This window comes from Glutamicibacter sp. BW80 (assembly GCF_002332385.1).
Taxonomy (GTDB): Bacteria; Actinomycetota; Actinomycetes; order Actinomycetales; family Micrococcaceae; genus Glutamicibacter.
Genome location: NZ_NRGV01000015.1, coordinates 157,691 through 175,774, shown reverse-complemented (window position 1 = coordinate 175,774; position 18,084 = coordinate 157,691). Strand labels below are relative to the sequence as shown.

Here is an 18,084-nt window from a genome sequence, read left to right as displayed (position 1 = left end):
ACGCGGTTCCGAACGCTTCCCAGCGAGGTAACGCTCGGGCGGCAATCGCAGCACCATTCCTTGCGACCAGAATCAGTCGCAATTCCCGATGATCTTACACCGAAGAACTGCACAACTTTTCTCTAGCTCGCACCTCCACCCGGGTGCTGGTACTCGGGTAGTAGTGAGATTAAGTAGAACATACGCTTTGAGTCGATGTTGCGTTCTTCGGCCGTGGCCATTGCCTCATACTCGTAAACGAGGTCCAATAATCGCCGATTAAACTCCTTTTGCTTCGCTTCGGGAAGAAACACTAAACCACTGGTCAGCAAGGGTGGGCGGTCGGCATCCGGCTCGATTCCCGACTTGGCTTCCGCCTCGCGCCGCTCCACTTCGGCATTCAGCCTTGTGCGGAACGCGTTCAACTGCACGTTGAGGTAGGCCGTTTTCGCGTTCGTCGAATCGATCTGGGTGTTTAGCTCCAGCCTTTCGCCCGCGGCGCGCCACCGGCGTTCTCGCGCGTCGCCTTCGCTGGCCGCGCGCGCCACGTACCCGTATTTCTCCAGTGCGCGCAAGTGATAGCTCATGGCGCTGGGCGTCAATGAGCACATCGATGCCAGCTCCGTTGCGGTGCGCGTGGTTTGCGATGCGAAAAGCTCGTCGAGCACGATCAGCCGAGCATCATGGGCCAGCGCGCGGATCGCCTGCGGGTCGGTGATCGAGACCACTTGTGGGGGTTGATCTTCCGCGTCGGCGCGCTGCGCGCCGTCTTCCTCGACTGTGTTCCGTGTCATAACGAAAAAGTTTAGCCTTTGTTTCAGATTTTACGAAGCATTCCATGCCGCAGAAGGCGAGCAATAGCTTCATAAAGCCTTTCAGTGAAATTCTCCTCGCCCTCACCGATCAGTGAATCAAGGGCTACAACCAACTGCGCGACCGATAATTCACCATCGCAGGCCGACAGGAATCCGGCCTGCGCCGAGTCCAAAATTTCGGTTCGGCGGATCCCCGCGCCCTGGCGCAAGAGGATCACTCCTGGATGTTCGGCACCGGGGCGCTGATGGCGTTCCTCGGTGACATCTTCTGCGACTAGCAGGTGCCACTGCTTCCATTCTTCTCCGGCTTCGCGCAATGCATCTGCCATCAGAATGTCTCGCTCCAAGGCAGGAGCCAGCGGCTGTTCCACCTGGTGCGGTATCTGTTCGAAGAGACGGAAGGTTACCTCCGGTTGCGCGGGCCGGCGGAAATACACCATGCCGAAACCGACCGCACCGACCTGGCGGGATTCGAAGTCGTCGAGGTAGGCGTCATAGGCGGCCGCGTAGGCGGCGCTGTCCTCGCTTTGCGACGCATCGCGCAACCAGGTTTCGGCATAAACGCTCGGAGTGGCCTGTTCACGTTCAATCACCCAGACGTCCAAGTCATCGGCAAACCAATCGGAGACCCGCCGCGCCCATGGTTCATTGGATTCCTCATCTAGGCGAGGTATCTCCCAATTCGACAGCATCTGCATATGTGCACCGGGGTTCAGATGCTCGGGGGCCTGGGCAATCAGCGTGCTCACCAAGGAATCGCCGGCCATGCCACCATCACGGTAGGTGAAGCGGTCTTGCTCACGCTCGGACTTATTGCGCGGTGTGATCACGAATGGCGGATTGCTGGCGATCAAGTCGAATTTCTGGCCGGCCACCGGTTCGAACAGGCTGCCCTGCAATAGCGTAACCCGCTCTTCTAGCCGCTGCGGGTCCAGCTTCAAAGCTCGGTGGTTGAGCACCAGGTTAAACCGGGTGAACGCCAGTGCGCGGTCCGAAAGGTCCGTGGCGGTCACGTGCTTGGAGTGCGAGAGCAAATGGAATAGCTGTATTCCGCATCCCGTGCCGAGATCGAGGGCCCGTTCAGCGTCCGGACGGACGGTGACCTGCGCAAGCGTGCGCGAAGCATGGCCAATGCCTAAAACGTGGTCCGTGCGCAGAACCCCGGGACGCTGGTGCGAACCCAGGTCGTGAGCCACCCACAATTCACCATCTACATCCGAGCCATGCACCGCCAACGCCACCTTAGCCCGGTACCCCGAGGCCCATGGCTCAATCAACCCGAGCTTGAGCAGCCCGTCGGCACGCACCGTGGGGAATGCCGCGGCGATCGCCGCGACTGATTCCGCCTGTCCCAACTGGAACAGCCGAACGGCGCACGCCAGGGAACCGGCTTCGGGCTGCTTGTTCAGAACTCGAAGCGCCGGGTGGATCTGATCCCGACCATAAGCAGCCACCGCATCATCACCTAATAGCTCGGTGATGGCATCAAAGCCAAACTTCATTGTTGTCAAGTCGGCATGGAGCTTGTCCAGCAACGCGAGGTCGTAACTACTAGGGGCATCTTCAATGGCAGAAAATTCAGCGGCATTCACAGTTCCAAGTCTAACGAGTCCGCGGGTGTTACAAGACTGCGCAACAACTGCCCAACCGCCTTAGGATGTTCGGTATGCCAGTCGTGACCATCACCTATTTGCAGCAGCTTTCGAGTGCCGAAATGCGCCCGAGTGCCAGAAAACTTCCGCAGCATGCGAGGATCGAACGCGCCCAACAGATCTCGGCCGAGTTTTCCCGCTTCCTCTATCAAAGCGTGGGGAGCAAATTGAACTGGGCAGATCGGCTGGCTTCCAGCCGTGAACAATGGGATGCGACGCTGCGCCGTGCGGGCTCTGAAACCTATGTGCTCTACCAGGATGGGGTGCCGAAGGGGTACGCGGAACTGGTGACCGAGGTGACCGAGGCCCAGAGCGAGGTAGAGATCTACTACTTCGGGCTATTCCCCGAAGCCATCGGGCAGGGTCTCGGTGGTCTGTTGCTCAGCGAAGCCAATCGTCGGGCTTGGGATCTGCACACGCGCTTCGAAGATCTCCCGCCGGTGGGCCGGGTGTGGCTGCACACCTGCTCGTTGGATGGGGAAGCGGCCATCCCGAACTACCAAGCACGAGGCTTCAGCGTTTATGACACCACGGCCGAGGAAACCGAAGTAATCGATGCGTCACTCGACCTGTGGCCAAGTTCCTAAGCGCCGATTAAATGCCAGCGCGCCGCATGATCTCTAGATCATGCGGCGCGCTGGCTCTTGCCTAGGCTTCGATCGATACTTCGGTGCAGTCTGGGCACCGGCGCAATTCTTCATCCTTGGCGCAGTCTTCACAGAAGAGACGCAGGTTGCGGCATGTCGGGTTCGCGCAATTCTCGAACTTGTTCGTGGGCCCCTGGCAACCGACGCATTCGCCGATGGTCACCGCATCCTCGGAGAATTCGGTGTGCATGCGCTTGTCGAAGACATACAGGGAACCTTCCCACAGGCCCTTGTCACCGTACTGTTCGCCGTAGCGGACGATTCCGCCCTGCATCTGGTAAACCTCTTGGAAACCGCGCTTGACCATCAGCGCGGAGAGCACCTCGCAGCGAATGCCGCCGGTGCAGTAGGTGACGATCGGCTGATCTTTCAGGTGGTCGTACTTTCCCGAATCGAGTTCATCCATGAACTCGCGGGTGGTTTCCACCGCTGGAACGATCGCGTCCTTGAACTTGCCGATCTGGGCTTCGAACGCGTTTCGGCCATCGAAGAAGTGAATTTTCTCCCCAACCTTCTCCTTCGTTTCGACCAGTTCGTGCAGCTGCTCGGGACGCAGGTGGACCCCGCCGCCGACCACACCGTTCTCGTCGATCTCGATCTCGCCCGGGGCGCCGAACGTGACAATTTCGTCACGGACCTTGACGGATATACGCGGGAAGTCTTCGGCCGAGCCCTCGGACCACTTAATATCCATCTTTGTGAATGGAGGGAACTCGCGGGTAGCCTTCACGTATTTCTTGACGGCAGAAATCTCGCCGCCAACGGTCCCGTTGATGCCGTCCTTGGAGATGATAATTCGACCGCGCAAGCCCCAGCGTTCCAGCAGCGAACGCTGCCACAAGCGGACGGCTTCCGGGTCGGGAAGCGGAGTAAATGCGTAATACAAAACGATGCGATGAATGGCCACCATATAAGGGTAGTAGCTTTTCGGCACAAATCGCCGCGCAAAAGAGCAAAGTCACATTCTCGGCCCCGACCATTGTCCGGGTATCAGCATTGACTATAGTTTCAAGTAAGCAACGATTAGCTCAACGTCAGCTAATTCCTAGGTGAGACAGGGTAGGGTCAAAACATGGCATCAAACGCAAGCGATGAACTGATTGGTACCTGGGTAGACGGCTGGGCAGGCGTCCGTGGATACGAGACCCGCCATGAGGGGCGAGTCCACGCGGCCCTCCGTCACGATACGACCGGGGACTGGGAATACGTTATTTATGAGCCTTCCAAGGAAGAGCTCGCAGCGGTCGCCGAGACGCTTAAAAAGCATCCAAAGCGCCGTCTCACCGCATTCGATGACTCGATCGAGGGACTGCTGCGTACCGCCAGCGAGGTTGGCCTTCAGGTGTCCGCAGACGATGAAGTCCTCATGGTCACCGAATTAGCCGTGCACGACGTCGAAGTACCTTTGCCCGCAGATGGCTTCGTCTTCCAGATCGAACGCGACGGCACCCATGCCTATGTTTCGCTGCATCCAGAAGACAATCAGGAGATCGTAGCCGCTTCCGGCCACGTCTCGGCAGTCGCCGGATTCGCGATCTTCGACCGCATCATTACCGGTACAGATTTCCGCCGTCAGGGTCTTGGAACTTTGATCATGCGCGCGCTTGCCTCACTGGCCCAAGAGCACGATGTGGACGAGGGCCTGCTCATCGCCTCCGTTGACGGCCAGCAGCTCTACGCTTCCTTGGGCTGGACCTCGCTAGGCAAGGTTGTCCTGTTCAAAGGCTAACCGCCACCATTTCTTCGCTGATCGCCGTCGGAATTATTTTCGACGGCGATAAGCTTTTAACTACCCACCGTTGCTCAGAGAGGCTCTAGACGTGAAGTCCGTGCGCGCGTTGCTGGATCCGTTCAATCGGCAAAACGATCCCGAAGCGGTCATCCATCGCAAGTCGGTGGCCGCGAAAGATGAGATCACCGCGCCATGGCCGACCTGGATCCACGACGCGGTCCGGCAAACCTTTGAGGAACTAGGCATTCAGCGGCCCTGGCTGCACCAGGTGCAAGCCGCGGAATCCGTTCATGCGGGAAACCACACGATCATTTCTACCGGCACGGCCTCCGGCAAATCTTTGGCATATCTCATGCCCAGTATTGACCTGCTCTACCGCACCCGAGAGACCGGCCCCAATGACGCCGAGGCCCAAGGGACCATCTTGTACATCTGCCCCACCAAGGCCTTGGCGGCAGACCAGTTGGCCTCGGTGCAGGCTTTGAAGGTGCCAGGCGTTCGGGCCTCTAGCTATGACGGCGACACCGACCAAGGGACCCGCAGCTGGGTCAGGCAACACGCGAACTTTGTCTTCACCAACCCGGATATGCTCCATCGTGGCATCCTGTCCAACCATCAGGCCTGGTCGCGTTTCTTCAAACGGTTGCGCTACGTGGTCATCGACGAGGCGCATTCATATCGCGGAGTTTTTGGTGCCCACGTCGCAAACTTGATGCGCCGGCTGCGGCGCATCTGCGCCCACTACGGAAACGACCCGGTCTTCATCGGCGCCTCGGCAACCAGCTCGGACCCGGAAGAATCCTTCTCGAGGCTCATCGGCGCCCCGGCACAGGCCGTTACCCACGATTTCTCCGCCTCGGGGGAACTAGTCATCGGACTGTGGGAACCGCCCTTGACCGATCGGACCGGCGAAAATGGTGCCCCGGTACGTCGCACGGCGATCGCAGAGAGCGCCTCAATCCTCACCGATTTAATGGCGGACCATGTGCGCAGCATCGTGTTCATCAAATCCCGCCGCGGCGCAGAGACCATTGCGGCACTCACGCGCAAGCATTTGGAAAAGTTCGCTCCAGAACTCAGCGTCCGCTTGGCGGCGTATCGATCAGGATACCTGCCGGCCGAACGCCGCGAAGTCGAAAAACAGCTGCGCTCCGGCCAACTATTGGGAGTCACCTCGACATCCGCATTGGAGCTTGGCATCGACATCGCCGGATTGGACGCGGTGGTGGTGGCCGGATGGCCCGGAACGCGCGCTTCATTCTTCCAACAGATCGGTCGTGCCGGTAGAAGCGGGCAAGATGCGCTCGCAATATTTGTCGCCGCCGAAGACCCGCTCGACACCTATCTGGTGCACCATCCCGAGGCAATTTTTGAACTCGGAGTCGAAGCGACGGTCTTTGACCCGCAAAATAAATACGTGCTCAGCGGCCACCTGTGCGCAGCCGCCCAGGAACACCCGTTGCGGCCCGAAGAATTAGACCTTTTTGGTCCGCAGACCGAAGAGTTGCTGGACTCCTTGGTGCAACGCGGCTACTTGCGCCGCAGACCGGCCGGATGGTTCTGGACGCATCCACAACACGCTGCCTCGATGTTCTCTATTCGGGCAGACGGTGGTGGCCCGGTCGACATCATCGACGCCGAAACCGGGGCGCTGCTTGGAACCATGGACTCCCCGCAGACGCATTATCAGGCACACCCCGGAGCCATTTACGTGCATCAAGGAGCCAGCTACCACGTTGAAGAACTCGACGAACAGAATCACGTGGTCGTGGTCAGTCGAGTCAATCCGGATTATTACACCAACGCCCGTGACCTGACAACGGTAGAGATCCATTCCCAAGAGCGCAGTAGCAAACATCAAGAACTCGGTATATTTTTCGGCGAGGTCACCGTCACCACTCAGGTCGTCTCGTTCCAGCGCAAATCGGTAGCCTCCAATGAAGTGCTCTCCGAGGAACCGCTGGAGCTGGAAGCTCGTGAGCTCCATACAAAATCTGTGTGGTTCACGCTCACCGAACAGCGGCTACTGGGCGCCGGGCTCACCGTGGACCAGTTCCCGGGCGCGTTGCATGCGGCCGAACATGCCATGATCGGGCTGCTTCCCTTGGTCGCGACCTCGGACCGCTGGGATATTGGCGGGGTGTCAACGGCCCTTCATATGGACACCGGCCACCCCTCCATCTTCGTTTATGACGCCCAGCCGGGGGGAGCCGGATTCGCCGAGCGTGGTTTCGAGCGTTTCCTAGATTGGGTGCGAGCTACCCGAGACGCCATTCAATCTTGCGAATGCGCCCACGGGTGCCCCAGCTGTGTGCAGTCACCGAAGTGTGGAAACCGCAATAACCCTTTGGACAAAAGCGGAGCCATACTTCTGCTCAACACCGTACTGCAGGATATTGAGCCTGCTCATCATCGCTGATCCAACGGTGGTGCACCGGCCCGGGCTCGCGCCGTAGCCGCGTGCAGCTTCACCTCAAGCGCGACGAAGGTCACCGGCACGCTGACGGTTACACGCACAGAGGTTCCTCCGTCTTCCACGGCACAGTGCTCAAGTTCGGCTTCATTGGCCGCCGATACGCTTCGGGCGATCTCGCAGGGATCCCCGGCGCGAAGACCTCTAGCGGTATCTGCGGCGGCTAGCGCCGCTAGATCGGCGGCAGCCGCCGCACGCATCGATGCATGGGTCGCGGCCGTCCAAAGGAGCACCGCCGAGGCCAGGATCAGTGCCACCGCCACTAATGCGGTGGCCGTCACCGTTCCGTTGCCGCGTTCGCCTCTCGCGCTGGCTGGTTCTCTCATTCCAGCGCCACGCTAGCTTCGCCATGGACCTGTATCGGTCCGAGCAATGGAATGCGCACAGACTTGCTGACATGAACTTCGGAGAATCCCCCACCCTGTGAAATCGCATATGTCGCGTCATGTCCGGCGAGCCTGATCCCGCTCGAATGCACTACCGAGCTCTCTTCTCCGCGTGCCAGTTCTCTGGCCATGGCAGCGGCAGCCTGTTGCACTTGGATCTGCTTCATACCCAACACTCCAAAGCACAACAGCAAAGATAAAAACACGGCAACAGCCGGTAGCAGCACCGCGAATTCCGCCGTGCTGCTACCTCTCTCATCGTTGAAGTTCATTGCCTACAGCGACAGGGCCTTGCTGATAAGACCCATCAGCATGCCACGCACATCCCCACTGGACAGGATGCTGATCAGCAATCCGGCGAAGGCTACGGCGGCCAGAGTGACCATAGCAAATTCTGCGGTGGTTGAGCCCTCTTCGTCAGCAAGACGCTCGGAAAGCATAGCTTCCATACGTTTCATGATTTTTCCTTTCGTTGTTTCCCAAATGCGAAATAATTTGGGGTGGTGCCTTCAGCTTGAGCTACCTGAACGTTCCACGGATTAGGTTCCTTTCAAGCTGGGGATTACTCGTTCAGAGCCCCGGCAGCAAGGCAATAATCAGCGGCACCACGCCCAAGGCAATGAATGCTGGCAAGGCGCATGCGCCCAGGGGCAGCACCAATCTGGTCCCGAATTGCGCGCCCAGCCTTGCGACTCTTTGGCTGCGTTCGCGACGCTGCAACGCTGCCGCATTGCGCAGCAAGCTCGCCGCCGGGGCTCCGGTGACATGGGCGAAGCGCAAAGCCTTTTCAAGTGGTCGCAACCAATCCGGTGCCGAGTGCCAGGCTTTATCCCACTCCATGTTCATTTCCAAGCATCGTGCGACGGTGCAGAGCTGTGCGCCTTGCGGGACACCGCGACCTAGCGTGTCTAAAATGTCTTTAATCGGCATTCCCGAATCCAACAAGCTTGCGCTGACATCCAGAATCAGCTCAACAGGTTGATTCTGGATGTCAGCGGCTTTGGCTTGCGGACGCTTGATGCTCAGCGTTCTTTCGTGCCTCTCGTGGCTTGAAATAGCCAGCAAGACCGCGGCAACCGCACAGCACAACGCGAAGAAAGTCATTGCAGGGCCTGCCGAGTGGTGGTGCGCAGCAGGAACCTGCACCACAGCCGATTGAGCAGCCACAACGCCATCCCGAGGACTACGCTCAGCTGCGCCGCCCATGAGGTGGCTAGGGCACCTAGCACGTCAATGCCTAGAAGGATTCCGGCACCGAACCCAACCAGTGGCAGCCAGGTCAGCAACTTGGCCGTGGCCTTGGGGCCGGCCATGGCGGCGTCGAATGCTTGCGTTGCGACCAGGTCTGCTTCCAAATCATCGGCCAACCGTTCCAGCACCTCCGCAAGGCTTGCGCCGCTGCGCTCGGAAACCCGCAAGCACCAATGCATTCGATGCACCGACGAGGGAAGCGCGTTGTTCGCCGTCGGTTCAGTCGGATTAGGCCTCCGAGCACCCAGCCGGTGCGTGGCGCGTAATTGGTGAAGCGCCTGGTGCACCGGACACTGGCTGTGTTCGGCGGCCAGCAATGCATCAACGGCGGGGTAGAAAGTGAGTCCGCTGCGCACCAAGGCGGCAAGTTCGCGAATCGTGCGGGCATCTTCGGCCAACATATGCTTCGGCTCATCCGGCCGTCGCGTGGACCCGAAAATACCGTGCTTCTGCCAGGGACGAGCGCCCGTTTCGTTTTTAGCCGTGCCAGGGAACCAAAGCCAGAGTGCCACTGCGCTTAACAGGAGAATCAACATCGCCGTTCAGCCTTCGCTTTGGGCCATCTGCTCGGCGAGCGCCCTGATAGTTGCATGACCGAGTTTCTGTTCAAGAATCGGCAACGAAGCCCGGTCCAGGGGTGCGTGCCGATTGCTGTCGATCGCCGTGATCACGCTCATTTGCCCGTCTCCCGCGGAGTTCAGGATGCCTAGGGCCACCGGACCGCGTTGCCCCTGCTCTCCGCGCGCCATGTGAATAATAAGGTCAAGCGCGCTGGTCGCCTGCAGGGCTGTCGCTTGGAGGTTCCATCCGGCTAGCGCGCCGAGAGCTGCCAGGCGGGCGGGAACCGCTTCGGGGCTATTGGCGTGCAGAGTTCCGGCAGCACCTTGATGGCCGGTATTCATTGCGGCCAAGAAATCTCGGATCTCTGCCCCTCGGCACTCCCCGACGATCAACCGATCCGGTCGCATCCGAAGTGCTTGAACCACCAGATCGCGCAGTTCGATGTTGCCGGCCGCTTCAACATTAGCCGCACGGGTCTGCATGCCGACCACATGTTGGTGGGTGACGTGGAGCTCCTGGGAGTCTTCCACGACAATGATGCGTTGACCCTCGTGAGCCAGCGAGAGCATTGCCTGAAGCAGGGTGGTCTTGCCGCTGCCGGTGCCTCCGGTGACGAGAAAATTCAGTTCCCTTTCCATGATCTCTGCAAGCAACGGATGCCACCAGCACGCGGCGTGTTCCAGTACCCCGGCGAGGTCCAAGGGCTTGGTTTTCTTAACACGGATCGAGATCAGCGGCCCCTGCGTTGCAATCGGCGGGAGCACCGCGTGGACTCGGTAGTGTTTCAAGCTCATGTCCATAAATGGGCTTGCATCGTCTAATCTTCGTCCAGCTAGCGAGGCTAGGTGGACGGCCAGCCTGCGGACCTGTTCGGCCGACCCGAAGACGTATTCGGTGGGTTCCAATCCGCGAGGCGAGTCGGTCCACACCCTGCCCTGCCCGTCAACCAGGACATCGGTCACCTCGGGTTGTTGGGCGAATGGTTCGAGTACCGATAGTCCGGCGACTTCGTCTTGCAGTGCTTTTAATGATTCGGCGGCTCCCGAGGCGCCTAAGGCGGCCCCAGAATCCTGTACGGCCCCGGCGAGGGCTACCGCGTCGAGTTGCCCACCGGTGGCCATCGCCCGCTGACGCACCGATTCGAGGATGCGTTCATCGACTTCGCGACGCGTTGTGTGCCCCGCACCTTGCGCACTGTGTTTGCCCGTGCTCATCTCTTGTTCCCCTCGGATTCTGGCAGGAGCCGCAGGTCCGCTAGCGCATGGCGGACTTTTCGAGAGCGCAGCGCGTCAAAGAGCACGCCGCGTTGTATCGCCCGGGAGATCCTCGGCAAGCTCGAAAAATGCCCTAGATACTGTCCCGTCGCAGTATTCGAATTTCTCAGGTTCCTTGGACCGCAGCGGATATGCGCTTCGACCGGTGGCTTGCCGGTATCTTCACAGGTCAAGACCTGCCGGTCAACGAATTGCTCAAGCACCGCACGCTGCGGGTGCACCGCGCGTCCGGTATCGACCACTAGCAGGTCGAAGCCTTGCCTGGCCGCCGCCAATAATCGCACCACCAGTTGTTCATCCAGCTCGCTGGGTGCGGCGCTGGGCGACCAAGTCAAAACCGCGGTGTCTCGCACCGTTGGCAAGGTATCCACCAGCTGGTGCGGTGCCAACGCGCCACCGGAGCGGCACAGCTCTTCCCAGCCGATTCCCGTGGGCGGATCGAGCGTCACCCGCGGCCACAATCCGGTGGAATGGGGATCCAGATCGATCAGCAGGCTCTTCAATCCGCACAGCGTGCCCGCGTGGGCAACGAGCGCCGCCAAGGTACTGGTACCCAAGCCGCCGGCTAGGGAGCCTAGGGAAAGACAATGCGCCTGGCCTGCGCGCATTCCCCAAAGTCCGAGGTACTCCCCCAACCATTGCTGCGCCCTGGGCAAGATGGCCACTCTGGCACGCGGGATCTGGCTGGCCACCGACCACAGCTGCTGGTCGTCTTCTTCAAAGCCGAGGACAACGTCGCAGAGTCCGGGGAATGCCAGTGCTTCGCCGGCCATATCCGCGCCCCAGAGCACCGGGCCGTTCCCGGGAGCCGGCAGATCCTTAAGCTCGGCACATTGGTGTATGCGCACGGCCGCCCCCAGGGCGATGAGCGCACAGCTTTCGACAAGCCGCTCGTCGTTGCTGACCAGGGTGCAGGCTAGTTCGCCAGCGCCCCAGAGGCGCTCAGGGCCTACCGCGGCCGAGCTCGGCGCATCGTAGGCTTGTTCGGTTGCCACAAACCGCCCATCGCTCTTCACCGGCGGTGAGCCGGAGCTGGGAAAAGATAACCAATTCATAGTTGAACGGTGCCATCGTTTCGCTGCTGCCGAGCCGATGCTTGGCAAGCTGGGGATATTGTCCGTCTTCAATGCACAATAGAACAATGAGCATGCTTGCCTTTATCGCCGCTGACCCCGAAGGCTACGCCATCCTCGAACTTCGCCACGCACTAAGTGGCAAGCCAGTATTCCCGGGCCGCCCGGTGTCCAAAGCCCAGTTCCCGGCGGCTGTTCGCACTATTGAAGACGAACATGCCCCACGCTGGGTCATGCTGCGCACCGCGGACTGGATGCCCTCCTTGCTGGCAGCGGGAGTCTTCATTGCCAAGGCGCACGTGCTTTCGCTCACGCAGCGAATCCTGCACCGCAGCCCACTGAGTGCGCAGCAACTGGATGACATCGATCTGGAAAACCCGCACAGCCCAATGGCCAGGCCCAATCAAGACGCCTTATTCGAGACACCCGTCAACGGGGAAAGCCTGGACGAAGTCGTGGCCATGTATGTGCGCCAACGCCAGGCTCTGCCCGAAGAGCCGGCAGCGCGCCGAAAGCTTGAATTGCTCATTCATGCCGAGTCGGTCGGTGCGCTCGTTGCCTGCGAAATGGAGCATGCCGGGCTTGCCTGGAACGAGGCAGATCACCGTGCGCTGCTGCGTGAGAAGCTTGGCCCTGCGGTCGGCGAAGGGGTGCGTCCGGCCAAACTCGCCCACCTCGCCGAGGCCCTCGGACAGGCCTTGCGGTGGCCCGGGCTGAACCCGGATTCCCCGCACGAACTCCTGCGTGCCCTGCACCGGGCAGGTTTTTCAGTCCAGTCGGTGCGGGCCTGGGAGCTGGAACAGCTCAAGGATCCGCTCATCGAGCAGGTCCTCGAATACAAGAAGCTTTCCCGGCTGGCCAGCACGCACGGGGACGCCTGGCTTGACCAATGGGTCAAGAACGGGCGGTTCCACCCGCATTACGTTTTGGGCACCGTCGCCTCCGGGCGCTGGGCCGCCAGCGGCGGCGGAGCCCTGCAGCTGCCCCATTCGATCCGCCAGGTGGTGGGCACCGCCGCAGGACGCACCTTCGTCATTGCCGACGGCCGGCAGCTCGAGCCACGCATTCTCGCCGCGATCTCCCAAGATCGTCGGCTCCAAGAGGCGGGCCAGCAAGATGACCTTTATCAGTGGCTCATCGATGCCAGGCTCGTCTCGGACCGCAACGAGGCTAAATTGGGAATGCTCTCGGTCATCTACGGCGGCGGTGGCGGCACCTCCGGTGCGGTGGGCGTGGCCTTGAAGAAAAACTTCCCGCAGGCCATGGCGTATGTGGATCAGGCTGCGAAAGCAGGCGAGCGCGGCGAAGGAGTTCAAAGCTGGCTAGGCCGCGGCTGCCCACCGGCAGATGAAGGTTGGGTGCAAGCCCAGCGAGCTACCCAAGATGAGGCCGGGCAACGAGCCGCCGATGCCGCGGCACGGTCGCGTGGCAGGTTCACCCGAAATTTCGTGGTGCAGTCAACCGCCGCCGAGTGGGCGTTGGTGTGGATGGGCCATGCCCGTCACCTGATTCGCCAGGCCGGATGGGCCCAGTCCTGCCAGCAGGTGTTTTTCGTTCACGACGAGGTCGTTTTCGAGTGCCCGGTAGAACTGGCCGATCGCCTCGGTGAGTTGGTGCGCCACGCGGCGCTGCTCGCCGGACGCACGCTCTTTGGCGAGCACAGCCCAAATTTTCCGGTCAGCGTCGCTATCTCGCAGAACTATTCCGAAGGCAAATAGCCGCTTACTTCAGCTTGATTTCGCGTTGCGCGTTCCAAGGTTTGTTCCAGCCCAACTCGGCAAATAAACGATCGATCACAATCGCGGTGAATCCCCAGATCAGGTGTCCCTCGTATTCGAAGGCCGGGGATTTGAAGCGTTGCGCACCGCGCTGCACCACCGCGGTCAGCCGGTTATGCGGATCGAGCAGGTGCGTTACCGGCGCCCGAAAGACATCCGAGCTTTCGCGCAGATCCGCCGCATAGACCCTGGATTCGGTGTGCCACCAGCCCACCACGGGGGTGACCAAGAAGCTAGAGACCGGAAGCTCGGTTTCGGTCAATTGGCCAAGTACTTCAATCCCTGAAATATCAACCCCGGTTTCTTCCCACGCCTCACGCAGTGCCGCAGCGCTCGCCGAACCATCGTCGGGGTCTATCCCGCCGCCGGGGAAGGCGATCTGCCCGGCATGTTTGCGCAGCGTGGAGGCGCGCTCCACAAAAAGCAGGTCTAGCTCCTCGGGCTTGGCCGCCTCGTGCACGCCCCGCCCGGTGGCCGACCCGAATAAGATGAGCACCGCCGCCTTGCGCACGCTGTTGGCGTCCATCTGGTTGAAAACCCAGTGTTTCGGAAGTTTTACCGTAGAGCCCATTTTTTGGGCATGCGTGGCGATGACTTTTTCCAGCTCGGCACGTGCACTCATGCGTCCAGTCCGTATCCTTCGGCACGCAGTTCCCGGCGGGTGGACCCCTCGAGCATTTTCTGCAGCAATTCTTCGCGTCCCGGAGCGAGCTCATACTTCAGCAATTTCTGTGCCTTCGCCGGAATCTCCTCGCCAATCCCGGAGGACGGGCAGAGCTTTGCCAAGACGCAGGCGCCACAGGCCGGCTTGCGGGCATGGCAGACTCGGCGCCCGTGAAAGACCACGCGATGGCTGAGCATGGTCCAGTCGCGCTTTTCGAATAATTCGCCCACGGCGTGCTCAACTTTAACCGGGTCGGTTTCCGCGGTCCAGCCAAAGCGGTTGGCGAGCCGGCCGAAGTGCGTGTCCACGGTGATGCCCGGGACGCCGAAGGCGTTTCCCAACACCACATTCGCGGTCTTCCGCCCCACCCCGGCAAGTTTAACCAGATCTTCGAGCCGTGCAGGGACCTGGCCGCCGTGGCGTTCCACCAGCGCTGCCGAAAGCCCCAGCAGGGAATCTGTCTTGGCGCGGAAAAATCCGGTGGGCCGGATCAGTTCTTCAAGTGCCCCGCGTTCGGCCTGGCTCATCGCCAGCGCGTCGGGATACCTTGCGAAGAGCCGTGGGGTGATCGAATTGACTCGGACGTCGGTGGTTTGCGCGGAGAGCACCGTTGCCACCAGCAGCTCGAAGGGATTCTCGAAATCCAATTCGGCCACCGCATAGGGGTATGCCTCGGCCAACAGGCGGTGCATCTTCCGTGCCCGCCGTTTGAGTCCGATCTCTGATTCAACTTTCACTTTTGCTGCCACGAGATGATCGTGTCATGAGCCGGGAAAAATATCACTGTTTGCCTGCATTTCACCGCGTCGAAATGACCGCTCGGCGCACAAAATGCCCGTTACTGGCCCCGTCAGTGACACAAACCACAGGCTCGGCGTTCGAGCGTGTAACTTTGATCACAGAGTAATTTTTGTTTAACCGAAAGGACGCGATCACCGGTGAGTGACTCCAAGACCCTGGACAACCTATCGCATGAGACTCGTGCGTTTGCCCCTAGCAAAGACTTCAGCGACCAAGCCATCGGCTCGGCGAGCCAGTACGCGGCAGCAAGCGAAGACCGGTTGGGCTACTGGGCGCAACAGGCACGGAGCGTGTTGACTTGGGACACCGATTTCACCGAGACCTTGGATTGGTCCGAAGCACCGGTGGCCAAGTGGTTCGTCGGCGGCAAACTCAACGCGGCCTATAACGCATTGGACCGCCACGTGGAGAACGGCCTGGGCGAACGGGTTGCCATTCATTTCGAAGGCGAGCCGGGAGACACCCGCAGCTACACCTACGCGCAGCTGACCGAAGAGGTGAAGAAGGCGGCCAACGCCTTCGAATCCTTGGGCGTCGCCAAGGGCGACCGGGTGGCCGTCTACCTGCCGATGATCCCCGAAGCGGTGATCACCATGCTCGCCTGCGCGCGCATCGGCGCGATCCATTCGGTGGTCTTCGGCGGTTTCTCCGCCGACGCGCTGCGCTCCCGCATCGATGACGCGGACGCCAAGCTCGTGGTCACCGCGGACGGCACCTGGCGCCGCGGAAAGCCGTCGCCGCTGAAGCCTGCGGTGGATGCGGCCCTTGAAAAGCCCGGCCACACCGTGGAAAACGTGCTGGTGGTCAAGCGCAACGGCGAGCCGACCGAATTCGGTGCACTGGACAAGTGGTGGGATGACGTAGTCGGCACCGCCGCCACCGAGCATACCGCGGTAGCCCACGATTCCGAGCACCCGCTGTTCGTGCTCTACACCTCGGGCACCACCGGCAAGCCGAAGGGCATCGTGCACACCACCGGCGGCTTCCTGGCCCAGGGCGCGGTCACCCACCGCGACACCTTCGACCTGCACCCGGAAACCGATGTTTACTGGTGCACCGCGGATATCGGCTGGGTCACCGGGCATTCCTACGTCACCTACGCCCCGCTGATCAACGGCGCCACCCAGGTGATGTACGAAGGCACCCCGGACACCCCGCATCAGGGTCGCTGGTGGGAACTGATCGAGAAGTACAAGGTCTCCATCCTCTACACCGCGCCGACCGCGATCCGCACCTTCATGAAATGGGGACGCGAGATCCCCGACGGCTACGACCTCTCCAGCCTGCGCGTGCTCGGCTCGGTCGGCGAATCGATCAACCCGGAAGCCTGGATGTGGTACCGCGATGTCATCGGCACCAACAACGGCAAGAACGGCGAGCGCAAGGAGCACCCAACCCCGATCGTGGACACCTGGTGGCAGACCGAAACCGGGGCGCATATGATCACCCCGATGCCTGGGGTGACCGCCACCAAGCCGGGCTCGGCGCAGGTCGCCGTGCCGGGGATCAGCATCGACGTGGTCGACGAGGCCGGCGTTTCGGTGGCCGACGGCGAGGGCGGCTTCCTGGTCATCCGCGACCCGTGGCCAGCCATGCTGCGCGGCATCTGGGGCGACATGGAGCGCTACAAGGAGACCTACTGGTCCCGCTTCGAGGGCATGTACTTCGCCGGCGACGGCGCCAAGAAAGACGAGGACGGCGACATCTGGCTGCTGGGCCGGGTGGATGACGTGATGAACGTGTCCGGGCACCGGCTGTCCACCACCGAGATCGAGTCTTCGCTGGTCGCCCACCCGTACGTGGCCGAGGCCGCGGTGGTCGGCGCCAAGGACGAGACCACCGGCGAGGCGGTTGTCGCGTTCGTGATCCTGCAGACCGAACCGCCCGAAGGCGAGGATGTGGTCGCCACGCTGCGCGCCCACGTGGGCAAGGACATCGGCCCGATCGCCAAGCCGCGCCACATCCTGGTGGTCCCCGAGCTGCCCAAGACCCGCTCGGGCAAGATCATGCGCCGCCTGCTCAAGGACGTGGCCGAGGGCCGCGAGGTCGGGGACGCGACCACGCTGTCCGATGCAAGCGTGATGACGCAGATCGCGCAGTCGATGAAGAAGTAGAACCGGCTGGTTTTCTTCAAACGTGCTTCCTTTGGAAGCCTTTGCCGCCCAGTGTACTTTCCTACAACTATTGCCACTCGGTTGTAGGAAAGTGCCGGGCATGGTGGCGGCTTCTGCGAAGTAGATCTAGGTTTTAATCAATCGCAACGGTGGCTTGTCGCGAACTGGATTCGATTTTGATCGTAACTTCGCGCAGGTCCGGCAATTCTCCGGCGAGACGATCACCTATCTCGCGCGCATGCATTTCCAACCCTTGATACGCCGAATTTTCAGCCAATTTCTCAGTTTTCGCTACGTTTTCCAGAACGACGGTCAATTCACCAATCTCGTCGGCAGAAAAATTTTGCACGAAATAATTGGGCCAGGTAATCGCGTCCGGGCAACTTGCACCATGCGATTCGAGCCAAGTATTCATTGCTTGTTTGGCCCAAGGCGACTGATTCGCGTCAGCCTGGGAGAATTCCCATCCAACGCAGTTTTTATCCCAAGCTGCCTCCGGTCGCCCTGCTGCCACCGCCATGCTCTTTGCACTCCGCAATTCCTGGTCGGTCGTGGCTAGTTCTGTTGGCAACGGTTTGGGTACCACTGGTCCTTGCACAATCGGCGTTCCTGCATTCGCTTTAGCCGTCAGTTCAGGATCATTATTCAAAAAGCCCGGATCCAGATGGCTGACGGCGAGAAGGCCAAAAATTGCAATGAGTGCCCCGCCGACCGACACGTTGCCAATGACCCTCTTGGTTCCGCGTTCCATCCAGACCCCTAACTAAAACGAACTTGTATATTCAACATTACGACAAATGTCGCCGGCAAGCACAGCTGGCTTTCTTCCGATGAGCACTGTAATACCGGGAATATCTGCTGTTAAAGCAAAGTTTTGTAATAGA

At 60.6% G+C, this 18,084-nt stretch carries 18 protein-coding genes; 5 read left to right on the top strand and 13 right to left on the bottom strand.

Annotated elements, in window-relative coordinates; genetic code table 11:
• Window positions 1-122: 122 nt before the first annotated feature.
• Together CIK76_RS03240 and CIK76_RS03235 are read right to left on the bottom strand one after the other, a co-directional pair.
• Window positions 123-773, bottom strand: coding sequence for a helix-turn-helix domain-containing protein (locus CIK76_RS03240; protein ID WP_096283385.1), 651 nt, complete (start codon window positions 771-773; stop codon window positions 123-125).
• Between the two features lie 23 nt (window positions 774-796).
• A complete protein-coding gene (locus tag CIK76_RS03235; RefSeq protein ID WP_096283384.1) occupies window positions 797-2,386 on the bottom strand; it encodes a methyltransferase in 1,590 nt (529 codons plus the stop codon).
• A gap of 74 nt (window positions 2,387-2,460) precedes the next feature.
• On the opposite strand from CIK76_RS03235, the gene CIK76_RS03230 reads away from it, so the two are divergent.
• Window positions 2,461-3,033 (top strand): GNAT family N-acetyltransferase, encoded by a 573-nt coding sequence (locus CIK76_RS03230; RefSeq protein WP_096283382.1) that lies wholly within the window; start codon window positions 2,461-2,463, stop codon window positions 3,031-3,033.
• A 61-nt stretch (window positions 3,034-3,094) separates the two neighbouring features.
• On the opposite strand, the gene CIK76_RS03225 is transcribed toward CIK76_RS03230, so the two are convergent.
• Entirely contained in the window at window positions 3,095-4,000 is a 906-nt protein-coding gene (locus CIK76_RS03225; protein ID WP_096283550.1) for a rhodanese-related sulfurtransferase, read from the bottom strand.
• 165 nt (window positions 4,001-4,165) lie between these two features.
• On the opposite strand from CIK76_RS03225, the gene CIK76_RS03220 reads away from it, so the two are divergent.
• On the top strand, window positions 4,166-4,822 hold the full coding sequence (locus CIK76_RS03220; protein WP_096283380.1) for a GNAT family N-acetyltransferase: 657 nt from the start codon (window positions 4,166-4,168) through the stop codon (window positions 4,820-4,822).
• Between the two features lie 91 nt (window positions 4,823-4,913).
• A complete protein-coding gene (locus CIK76_RS03215; protein WP_096283378.1) occupies window positions 4,914-7,244 on the top strand; it encodes a DEAD/DEAH box helicase in 2,331 nt (776 codons plus the stop codon).
• Here the strand turns inward: CIK76_RS03215 and CIK76_RS03210 are convergent.
• The 7 genes from CIK76_RS03210 to CIK76_RS03180 form a co-directional block, all read right to left on the bottom strand.
• Window positions 7,235-7,624 (bottom strand): Rv3654c family TadE-like protein, encoded by a 390-nt coding sequence (locus CIK76_RS03210; protein WP_096283376.1) that lies wholly within the window; start codon window positions 7,622-7,624, stop codon window positions 7,235-7,237. The two genes, CIK76_RS03215 and CIK76_RS03210, sit on opposite strands and share 10 nt — an antisense overlap.
• The gene (locus CIK76_RS03205) at window positions 7,621-7,956 is read right to left on the bottom strand and encodes a TadE family type IV pilus minor pilin (RefSeq protein WP_096283374.1); all 336 of its coding nucleotides are present in this window, start codon (window positions 7,954-7,956) and stop codon (window positions 7,621-7,623) included. The genes CIK76_RS03210 and CIK76_RS03205 overlap by 4 nt, the downstream gene beginning before the upstream one ends.
• A 3-nt stretch (window positions 7,957-7,959) precedes the next feature.
• Window positions 7,960-8,142 carry a DUF4244 domain-containing protein gene (locus tag CIK76_RS03200; protein WP_096283372.1) on the bottom strand — a complete coding sequence of 61 codons (183 nt, stop codon included), beginning with the start codon at window positions 8,140-8,142 and terminating at the stop codon, window positions 7,960-7,962.
• 112 nt (window positions 8,143-8,254) lie between these two features.
• Complete coding sequence (locus tag CIK76_RS03195; protein WP_176484069.1) at window positions 8,255-8,851, bottom strand: type II secretion system F family protein; 597 nt, start codon at window positions 8,849-8,851, stop codon at window positions 8,255-8,257.
• The gene (locus CIK76_RS03190; protein WP_176484068.1) at window positions 8,785-9,336 is read right to left on the bottom strand and encodes a type II secretion system F family protein; all 552 of its coding nucleotides are present in this window, start codon (window positions 9,334-9,336) and stop codon (window positions 8,785-8,787) included. Before CIK76_RS03190 ends, CIK76_RS03195 begins: the two co-directional genes overlap by 67 nt.
• A gap of 141 nt (window positions 9,337-9,477) precedes the next feature.
• Window positions 9,478-10,710 (bottom strand): TadA family conjugal transfer-associated ATPase, encoded by a 1,233-nt coding sequence (locus CIK76_RS03185; protein WP_096283366.1) that lies wholly within the window; start codon window positions 10,708-10,710, stop codon window positions 9,478-9,480.
• Window positions 10,707-11,765, bottom strand: a complete 1,059-nt coding sequence (locus tag CIK76_RS03180) for a hypothetical protein (protein ID WP_141393445.1) — start codon at window positions 11,763-11,765, stop codon at window positions 10,707-10,709. The genes CIK76_RS03185 and CIK76_RS03180 overlap by 4 nt, the downstream gene beginning before the upstream one ends.
• Before the next feature lie 146 nt (window positions 11,766-11,911).
• Here CIK76_RS03180 and CIK76_RS03175 point away from each other — a divergent pair, with 146 nt between their 5' ends.
• Window positions 11,912-13,561: a bifunctional 3'-5' exonuclease/DNA polymerase gene (locus tag CIK76_RS03175; RefSeq protein ID WP_176484067.1), complete on the top strand. Its 1,650-nt coding sequence runs from the start codon at window positions 11,912-11,914 to the stop codon at window positions 13,559-13,561.
• A gap of 4 nt (window positions 13,562-13,565) precedes the next feature.
• On the opposite strand, the gene CIK76_RS03170 is transcribed toward CIK76_RS03175, so the two are convergent.
• Both CIK76_RS03170 and nth read right to left on the bottom strand, forming a co-directional pair.
• Entirely contained in the window at window positions 13,566-14,243 is a 678-nt protein-coding gene (locus CIK76_RS03170) for a CoA pyrophosphatase (RefSeq protein WP_096283360.1), read from the bottom strand.
• Window positions 14,240-15,022: an endonuclease III gene (gene nth / locus CIK76_RS03165; protein ID WP_255248327.1), complete on the bottom strand. Its 783-nt coding sequence runs from the start codon at window positions 15,020-15,022 to the stop codon at window positions 14,240-14,242. The genes CIK76_RS03170 and nth overlap by 4 nt, the downstream gene beginning before the upstream one ends.
• Window positions 15,023-15,223: 201 nt before the next feature.
• Here nth and acs point away from each other — a divergent pair, with 201 nt between their 5' ends.
• Window positions 15,224-17,200 carry an acetate--CoA ligase gene (gene acs / locus CIK76_RS03160; protein WP_096283356.1) on the top strand — a complete coding sequence of 659 codons (1,977 nt, stop codon included), beginning with the start codon at window positions 15,224-15,226 and terminating at the stop codon, window positions 17,198-17,200.
• Window positions 17,201-17,333: 133 nt separating this feature from the next.
• On the opposite strand, the gene CIK76_RS03155 is transcribed toward acs, so the two are convergent.
• Window positions 17,334-17,951, bottom strand: coding sequence for a hypothetical protein (locus tag CIK76_RS03155; protein WP_096283354.1), 618 nt, complete (start codon window positions 17,949-17,951; stop codon window positions 17,334-17,336).
• Window positions 17,952-18,084 lie beyond the last annotated feature (133 nt).